This window comes from Candidatus Pseudomonas auctus, from assembly GCF_048654275.1.
Lineage (GTDB): Bacteria > Pseudomonadota > Gammaproteobacteria > Pseudomonadales > Pseudomonadaceae > Aquipseudomonas > Aquipseudomonas pharyngis.
Window position 1 is genome coordinate 203,951 of record NZ_JBJYZK010000011.1, and the last position, 7,287, is coordinate 211,237.

Genomic DNA, 7,287 nt, shown 5'->3' on the forward strand with positions numbered 1-7,287 from the left:
GCATCCTTGTCGCGAGATAAATTGAGTCTAAGGCCAGTCAGACAGCGACCGGCCAGGTTTCATTCAGCGCGGCCAGCGTTTCGGCAGTTGCGCTGCGTGCTCCAGGGCTTGGCGATATTCCGCATCAAGACGCGCCACCAGTTGATCCACGCTTGGCAGATCGTCGATCTGCCCGACGCCTTGACCTGCCGACCACACGGTTTTCCAGGCCTTGGCTTCGTCATTGATCGGCTTGAGTTTGTCGCCGAAGTTCACTTCACCCTTGCCCTGCAGGGCTGCCATGTCGAAACCGGCGGCCTCCAGGCTTTGACGCATGAAACTGGCCGGAACACCGGACACGGCAGGAGTATGAATGATGTCGGCGGCTTTGGCAGTCAGCAGCATCTGCTTGTAGGCGTCAGGCGCATGACTTTCAGTGGTGCCGATAAATCGCGTGCCGAAGTAGGCCAGATCCGCGCCGAGCAGTTGTGCGGCGAGAATCTCGTGCCCATGGTTCAAACATCCTGCAAGCAACAGGGTCTTTTCGAAGAACTCGCGGATCTCGGAGATCAGCGAGAACGGGCTCCAGGTCCCGGCGTGCCCACCGGCACCGGCCGCGACGGCGATCAAGCCATCGACACCGGCCTCGGCGGCTTTCTCGGCATGGCGGCGGGTCGTCACGTCGTGGAAGACCAGACCGCCGTAGCTGTGCACGGCGTCTACCAGTTCCTTCACGGCACCAAGACTGGTGATGACGATGGGGACTTTGTGTTCGACGCAGATGTTCAGGTCCGCCTCCAGACGTGGATTGCTCTTGTGAACAATCAGATTCACGGCATAAGGCGCCGGGTTCTCCAGTGTCGCCAGTCCCGCTTCGATCTGCTCCAGCCAGGCCTTGAATCCGCTGCTTTCGCGTTGATTCAGCGCCGGAAAGCTGCCGACCACGCCGTTACGGCAGCACGCCAGCACCAGTTCAGGATTGGAGATCAGAAACATCGGTGCTGCCACTACGGGCAGACGCAGACGTTGTTCGAGCAGAGCGGGCAGCGACATCGGAAGTACCCCGGAAAGTTGTATTTGTTGAAGTTAGAACGGCTTGACCACGACCAGAATTACGATAGCCAGCAATAGCAGAACCGGCACTTCATTGAACCAGCGATAAAAGACATGGCTGCGGGTGTTCTCGCCACGGGCAAAACGTTTTACCTGCGCGCCGCACATGTGGTGGTAACCGATCAGCAGCACGACCAGGGTCAGTTTGGCGTGGATCCAGCCACCGCTGCTGAAGATGCTCGGGTTCAGGTAGATCAGCCAGCCGCCGAAGATCAGCGCGGCGATCATCGCCGGGCCCATGATGCCGCGATAGAGTTTGCGCTCCATGATGCTGAAGCGTTCCTTGCTGATCGTGTCTTCACTTTGCGCGTGATAAACGAACAGTCGCGGAAGATAGAACAGCCCGGCAAACCAGCACACGATGCTGACGATATGTAGCGCTTTGATCCACAGATAGAGCATTTTTGGTTATTCCCTGATTCACGGTAAGCCGGATAGTAGAGGCTTGAGCGTCCGCACGTCACCTTGGCGGTTGTCGCAGGGGCGCGCGGCCCCTATTATCGACGGCTTTCCAGTGGGTTCGTTGAGGGCAGGTTTATGGTCAAGGTCGGTATCGTCGGCGGCACGGGTTACACCGGTGTCGAACTGCTGCGTCTGTTGGCACAGCATCCGCAGGCAGAAGTGGTGGTCATCACTTCCCGATCCGAGGCCGGTCTGGCCGTGGCTGACATGTACCCGAACCTGCGCGGTCACTACGACGGTCTGGCATTCAGCGTGCCGGACATCAAGACCCTGGGCGCTTGCGACGTGGTGTTCTTCGCCACTCCCCACGGTGTTGCCCACGCACTGGCTGGCGAATTGCTGGCGGCCGGCACCAAGGTCATCGACCTGTCGGCAGACTTCCGTCTGCAGGACGCCGATGAATGGGCCAAGTGGTATGGCCAGCCGCACGGCGCGCCGGAGCTGCTGGACGAGGCGGTTTACGGCTTGCCGGAAGTCAATCGCGAGCAGATCAAGAAAGCACGCCTGATCGCGGTGCCGGGTTGCTATCCGACCGCGACGCAGCTGGGTTTCCTGCCGTTGCTTGAGGCGGGCATTGCCGATGCTTCGCACCTGATCGCCGACTGCAAATCCGGTGTCAGCGGTGCCGGTCGTGGCGCTGCCGTAGGCTCGCTGTACTCCGAGACGTCGGAAAGCATGAAGGCCTATGCGGTGAAAGGTCACCGTCATCTGCCGGAAATTCGTCAGGGGCTGCGTCGTGCGGCGGGCAAGGATGTCGGTCTGACTTTTGTGCCGCACCTGACGCCGATGATTCGCGGCATTCACTCCACGCTTTACGCGACGGTGGTGGATCGCTCGGTGGATCTGCAGGCGCTGTTCGAGAAACGTTATGTCAATGAGCCGTTCGTCGACGTGATGCCGGCTGGCAGCCATCCGGAAACCCGCAGCGTGCGTGGCGCCAACGTCTGCCGAATCGCGGTTCACCGTCCACAGGATGGTGATCTGGTGGTGGTGCTTTCTGTGATCGACAATCTGGTCAAGGGCGCGTCGGGTCAGGCGGTGCAGAACATGAACATCCTGTTCGGTCTGGATGAGCGTCTGGGTCTGTCCCACGCGGGCATGTTGCCGTAACGACTGATCTTGCTTGGTAAAAAGGCCCGTCTGACGGGCCTTTTTGCATTCTGGTCGGTTGATCAGCTTTATTGATATACCGTAACAATAGTTGACCGATTTTCTAGGACAAGCGGATAATGCGCGTCATCACGCATTATGGCGGCGTAACGCCGGGAGATAGTCAGCATGAGCGTCGAATCCTTCACCCCCACGGCTTTGCAATTCACTCAAGGTGCCGCGCACAAGGTGAAGAGCCTGGTCGATGAAGAGGGGAATGATCGCTTGAAGCTGCGCGTATTCGTTACGGGCGGCGGTTGTTCAGGGTTTCAGTACGGCTTCACCTTCGATGAGGATGTGGCCGAGGACGACACCATCGTCGAGCGCGAAGGCGTCAGTCTGGTGGTTGATCCGATGAGCTTCCAGTACCTGGCAGGTGCCGAGGTGGATTATCAGGAAGGTCTGGAAGGTTCGCGTTTCGTGATCAAGAACCCGAATGCCACCACCACTTGTGGTTGCGGCTCCTCGTTCTCGATCTGATCGCGTTTCACCGAACACAATAAAACGCCGCAGAGCCTCACGGTTCTGCGGCGTTTTGTTATCTGCAATTTGTCAGTTGGGGTAGATGGCGCCGAGTACACGCAGGCCTTTGGCGCCGGTGACGCTCGGGCGATTGGCGGCGATGCCTTCCAGACAGCAGTGAGCCAGCCAGGCGAAGGCCATGGCCTCGACCCAGTCCGGATCAACGCCATGAGTCGACGTGCTGGCGACCTTGGCGTTCGGCAGCAACCCGGCCAGACGATTCATCAGTGTGGCGTTGTGAGCGCCACCGCCGCAGACCAGCAGTTCCCGAGTGTCGGACTGAGCGCTTTGCAGTGAGTCGACAATAGTCAGTGCGGTGAGCTCCAGCAGCGTCGCTTGCACGTTCTCCGCCGGGAACACTGGCAGGCGCGAAAGGTGTTGCTCCAGCCAGGGCAGGTTGAAGACTTCGCGGCCGGTGCTCTTCGGGCCTTGCGTCACGAAAAACGGATCGCTGAGCAGGGCTTTCAGCAGGGTGGGCTCAGCTTTGCCGCTGGCTGCCCATTGCCCGTTGCGGTCGTAGTTCTCGCCCCGGCGCTGATGAATCCAGGCATCCATCAGCACATTCCCCGGCCCACAGTCGAAACCGGCTACAGGCTTGTTCGGCTCAATCAGACTGAGATTGCTGAAACCGCCGACATTCAGGACCGCACGGTTACCGGTACGCTCTTCGAACAACGCTTCATGAAAGGCCGGAACCAGCGGGGCCCCCTGGCCACCGGCGGCTACATCGCGGCTACGGAAGTCGCTGACGACGGTGATGCCGGTCAGTTCAGTGAGCAGGGCGGGGTTACCGATCTGTACGGTGAAACCGCGCGCCGGTTCATGGCGAATGGTCTGGCCGTGGCTGCCGATCGCGCGAATGGCTTCAGGCTTGAGCTGTTGCTGTTCGAGGAGGGTATGGATCCCTTGCGCGGCGAGCTTCACCCAATTCTGCTGGGCAATCGCCGAGCGGGCGATTTCGTCAGGGCCGCTGGCGCACAAGCCAAGCAGCTCGGCGCGCAGGGTGTCAGGCATGGGGATGTAGTGCGTGGCGACCAGATTGATCGCCGAGGATTGCTCGATCAGGGCGATGTCCAGCCCGTCGAGACTGGTGCCGGACATCACGCCGATATACAGAGCCATGGGTTAACGTTTGCTCGAAGCCAGCATGGTGGCTTTTTCCTGATCCATACGAGCCATCAGTGGCTGGCTCTGCGCCAGGAAGCGAGCGCGTTCGGATTTGGCGATCGGGTCGGCCATCGGCAGCTTCTGGCCCAATGGATCGACGTGGACACCGTTGACCTGGAACTCATAGTGCAGGTGCGGGCCGGTGGACAGGCCGGTGGTGCCGATGTAACCGATCACCTGGCCCTGTTTAACTGTGCCGCCGGTCTTCACGCCCTTGGCGAAGCCCTGCATGTGTCCATACAGCGTACGGTAAGTGTTGCCGTGCTGGATGATCACGGTGTTGCCGTAACCGCCGCGACGGCCGGCCAGCAGCACTTTGCCGTCGCCGGCAGCCTTGATCGGCGTACCGCGCGGGGCGGCGTAGTCGACGCCTTTGTGGGCACGGATCTTGTTGAGGATCGGGTGTTTGCGGCCCATGGAAAATTTAGAGCTGATGCGGGCGAAGTCCACCGGTGTACGGATGAACGCCTTGCGCATGCTGTTGCCATCTGCGGTGTAGTAGCTGCTGTTGCCCTGCTTGTTGGTGTAACGCACGGCAGTGTAAGTCTTGCCGCGGTTGGTGAAGCGGGCGGACAGGATCGGACCGTTGCCAACGGCTTTGCCGTTGACCACTTTCTGTTCATAGATCACATCGAACTCGTCACCCTGGCGGATATCCTGGGCGAAGTCGACGTCGTAGCCAAAGACACTGGCCATGTCCATGGTCAGGCTGTGGGACAGGCCTGCGCGGGCGGCGGACTGCGACAGCGAGCTGTTGATCACACCGTGTACATAAGCGGTGCGAACAGTCGGTTTGGCGGTAACGCGGTTGAACACATAACCCTTGTCATTCTTGGTCAGGGTGATGGTTTCAACGTCGCTGATCTTGCTGTGCAGGTTGGTCAGCTGACCTTGTGGATTCAATTCGAATTCGAGTTTCTGGCCGTGTTTGAGCTGACTGAACTGCTTGGCTTGTTTATCACTGGCCAGCACTTCATGGACGGCCGCGGCCGGGAGGCCGACTTTCTCGAACAGTGTAGAAAGCGTATCGCCCTTGGAGACGATCACTTCCCTGTGATTTGGGGCCTTCTTTTCTTCAGCTACCGGTGTCGGCGCTGGTGCAGACTGAGCGGTTTCCTGCGTCTCTTCGGCGCTGTTTTCGATCTGCGCGAAAGGGGAGGCTACGGACTCATTTGTGGCTTGAGCTGCGTCGGCAGCGTCTTGATCTTGTGTCAGTTGTTCAGCAGGACTTTCCAGTTCAAGGCTCAGCGTTGTCTTTTTGGCTTCAACATCACTGGATGGAAACACCAGGAGCGCCAGGCTGAGAAGGGCGGCGATACCACTTGCGGCGAGCAGGTGGGTCTTCGGGTAAAGCGGTGGCGCTTTAGACGGTTCAGTGGTCATAAGTAATTTGACTTTGAAAAAGATGAATTGGAAAAGATGAATGACATGATGAAGATGAAATAACTGTATAAAATATAACCAAATCATCTCTGAAGCAAGTCTGCGGACGCCCTGTGCGTGGATTGGTGTCCGTGTGCCGGGCAAAACTTGTATTTGGTGCGCGATCTTGTATGGTTGGTTCCCTTTGAATCTGAGCCTTGCGGGTCTGTTATGAAGTCGGTTGAAGAGCAGCTAGCGCTGATTAAACGTGGTGCGGAAGAACTGTTGGTCGAGTCCGAGCTGATCGAAAAGCTCAAGCGTGGCCAGCCGCTGCGAATCAAGGCCGGCTTCGATCCAACTGCGCCGGACCTGCACCTTGGTCACACTGTGCTTATTAATAAGCTGCGCCAGTTCCAGGAGTTGGGGCATCAGGTGATCTTCCTTATTGGTGATTTCACCGGAATGATCGGTGATCCGAGCGGCAAGAGCGCCACTCGCCCTCCATTGACTCGTGAGCAGGTTCTGGAAAACGCCGAGACCTACAAGACTCAGGTGTTCAAGATTCTTGATCCGGCGAAAACAGAAGTCGCGTTCAACTCTACCTGGATGGATCAGATGGGGCCTGCGGACTTTATTCGTCTGACTTCGCAGTACACCGTTGCTCGTATGCTCGAGCGTGATGACTTCGACAAGCGCTACACCACCAATCAGCCGATTGCCATTCACGAATTCCTCTATCCGCTGGTGCAGGGTTATGACTCGGTTGCTTTGCGCGCTGACGTTGAGCTGGGTGGCACCGATCAGAAGTTCAACCTACTGATGGGGCGTGAGCTGCAGCGAGGTTATGGCCAGGAAGCGCAGTGCATCCTGACGATGCCGTTGCTTGAAGGTCTGGATGGCGTGAAGAAGATGTCCAAGTCGCTGGGCAACTACGTTGGTATCCAGGAAGCGCCGGGCGTCATGTACAGTAAGCTGGTCTCGATTCCTGATGCGTTGATGTGGCGCTACTTCGAGTTGCTCAGCTTCCGTTCGATGGATGAGATCAATGCTTTCCGTGCTGATGTTGAAACGGGTGCCAACCCGCGTGATATCAAGATCAAGCTGGCCGAAGAGATTGTTGCGCGCTTCCATGGTGAAGAGGCTGCGGCCAATGCTCACCGTGGTGCGGGTAACCGTATGAAGGATGGTGAGTTGCCGGATGATCTCCCAGAGGTCGAACTGACTGCTGCCGAGGATATGCCGATTGCTGCTGTCCTTAATAAGGCAGGACTGGTGAAGAACTCTGCGGCTGCTCGTGATCTGTTGGCTTCCGGTGGTGTGCGTGTAGATGGTGAGGTGGTTGATCGTTCCTTTATATATGTACTGGGCGCAACCCACGTTTGCCAGGCGGGCAAGAAGGCTTTTGCACGGATTACGCTGAAATCTGAGTAAAGTTGAAATAAGGGGTTGACGGCGAATTCTGAGTCTCTATAATTCGCCCCACTTCCGGCGCAGTCGAAACGGAAAACTCTTTGAAATTCAATGAGTTAAGTA

7 protein-coding genes are annotated in these 7,287 nt (G+C 57.9%); 3 read left to right on the forward strand and 4 right to left on the reverse strand.

Going from position 1 to position 7,287, the window contains the following annotated elements; all coding sequences use genetic code 11:
• Positions 1 to 63 precede the first annotated feature (63 nt).
• Both ACKUG4_RS20630 and hemJ read right to left on the reverse strand, forming a co-directional pair.
• The gene (locus tag ACKUG4_RS20630) at positions 64 to 1,032 is read right to left on the reverse strand and encodes an NAD(P)H-dependent flavin oxidoreductase (RefSeq protein WP_236187421.1); all 969 of its coding nucleotides are present in this window, start codon (positions 1,030 to 1,032) and stop codon (positions 64 to 66) included.
• A 33-nt stretch (positions 1,033 to 1,065) separates the two neighbouring features.
• Positions 1,066 to 1,494: a protoporphyrinogen oxidase HemJ gene (gene hemJ / locus ACKUG4_RS20635; RefSeq protein WP_011336184.1), complete on the reverse strand. Its 429-nt coding sequence runs from the start codon at positions 1,492 to 1,494 to the stop codon at positions 1,066 to 1,068.
• Between the two features lie 135 nt (positions 1,495 to 1,629).
• On the opposite strand from hemJ, the gene argC reads away from it, so the two are divergent.
• On the forward strand, positions 1,630 to 2,664 hold the full coding sequence (gene argC, locus ACKUG4_RS20640) for an N-acetyl-gamma-glutamyl-phosphate reductase (RefSeq protein ID WP_445434711.1): 1,035 nt from the start codon (positions 1,630 to 1,632) through the stop codon (positions 2,662 to 2,664).
• Positions 2,665 to 2,832: 168 nt separating this feature from the next.
• Positions 2,833 to 3,183 carry an iron-sulfur cluster insertion protein ErpA gene (erpA, locus tag ACKUG4_RS20645; protein WP_003228776.1) on the forward strand — a complete coding sequence of 117 codons (351 nt, stop codon included), beginning with the start codon at positions 2,833 to 2,835 and terminating at the stop codon, positions 3,181 to 3,183.
• 72 nt (positions 3,184 to 3,255) lie between these two features.
• Here the strand turns inward: erpA and ACKUG4_RS20650 are convergent, their stop codons facing one another.
• Positions 3,256 to 4,347, reverse strand: a complete 1,092-nt coding sequence (locus ACKUG4_RS20650) for an anhydro-N-acetylmuramic acid kinase (RefSeq protein WP_064599798.1) — start codon at positions 4,345 to 4,347, stop codon at positions 3,256 to 3,258.
• Positions 4,348 to 4,350: 3 nt separating this feature from the next.
• Positions 4,351 to 5,775, reverse strand: a complete 1,425-nt coding sequence (locus tag ACKUG4_RS20655; RefSeq protein ID WP_085646871.1) for a peptidoglycan DD-metalloendopeptidase family protein — start codon at positions 5,773 to 5,775, stop codon at positions 4,351 to 4,353.
• Positions 5,776 to 5,985: 210 nt separating this feature from the next.
• Here ACKUG4_RS20655 and tyrS point away from each other — a divergent pair, with 210 nt between their 5' ends.
• On the forward strand, positions 5,986 to 7,185 hold the full coding sequence (tyrS, locus tag ACKUG4_RS20660; RefSeq protein WP_064599794.1) for a tyrosine--tRNA ligase: 1,200 nt from the start codon (positions 5,986 to 5,988) through the stop codon (positions 7,183 to 7,185).
• Positions 7,186 to 7,287: the final 102 nt, after the last annotated feature.

What these genes read in the sequence shown, in the direction of transcription:
- ACKUG4_RS20650 (WP_064599798.1), bottom strand. Translation starts at nt 4,347, where the DNA reads ATGGCTCTGTATATCGGCGTGATGTCCGGCACCAGTCTCGACGGGCTG.
- argC (WP_445434711.1), top strand. Translation starts at nt 1,630, where the DNA reads ATGGTCAAGGTCGGTATCGTCGGCGGCACGGGTTACACCGGTGTCGAA.
- tyrS (WP_064599794.1), top strand. Translation starts at nt 5,986, where the DNA reads ATGAAGTCGGTTGAAGAGCAGCTAGCGCTGATTAAACGTGGTGCGGAA.
- hemJ (WP_011336184.1), bottom strand. Translation starts at nt 1,494, where the DNA reads ATGCTCTATCTGTGGATCAAAGCGCTACATATCGTCAGCATCGTGTGC.
- ACKUG4_RS20630 (WP_236187421.1), bottom strand. Translation starts at nt 1,032, where the DNA reads ATGTCGCTGCCCGCTCTGCTCGAACAACGTCTGCGTCTGCCCGTAGTG.
- erpA (WP_003228776.1), top strand. Translation starts at nt 2,833, where the DNA reads ATGAGCGTCGAATCCTTCACCCCCACGGCTTTGCAATTCACTCAAGGT.
- ACKUG4_RS20655 (WP_085646871.1), bottom strand. Translation starts at nt 5,775, where the DNA reads ATGACCACTGAACCGTCTAAAGCGCCACCGCTTTACCCGAAGACCCAC.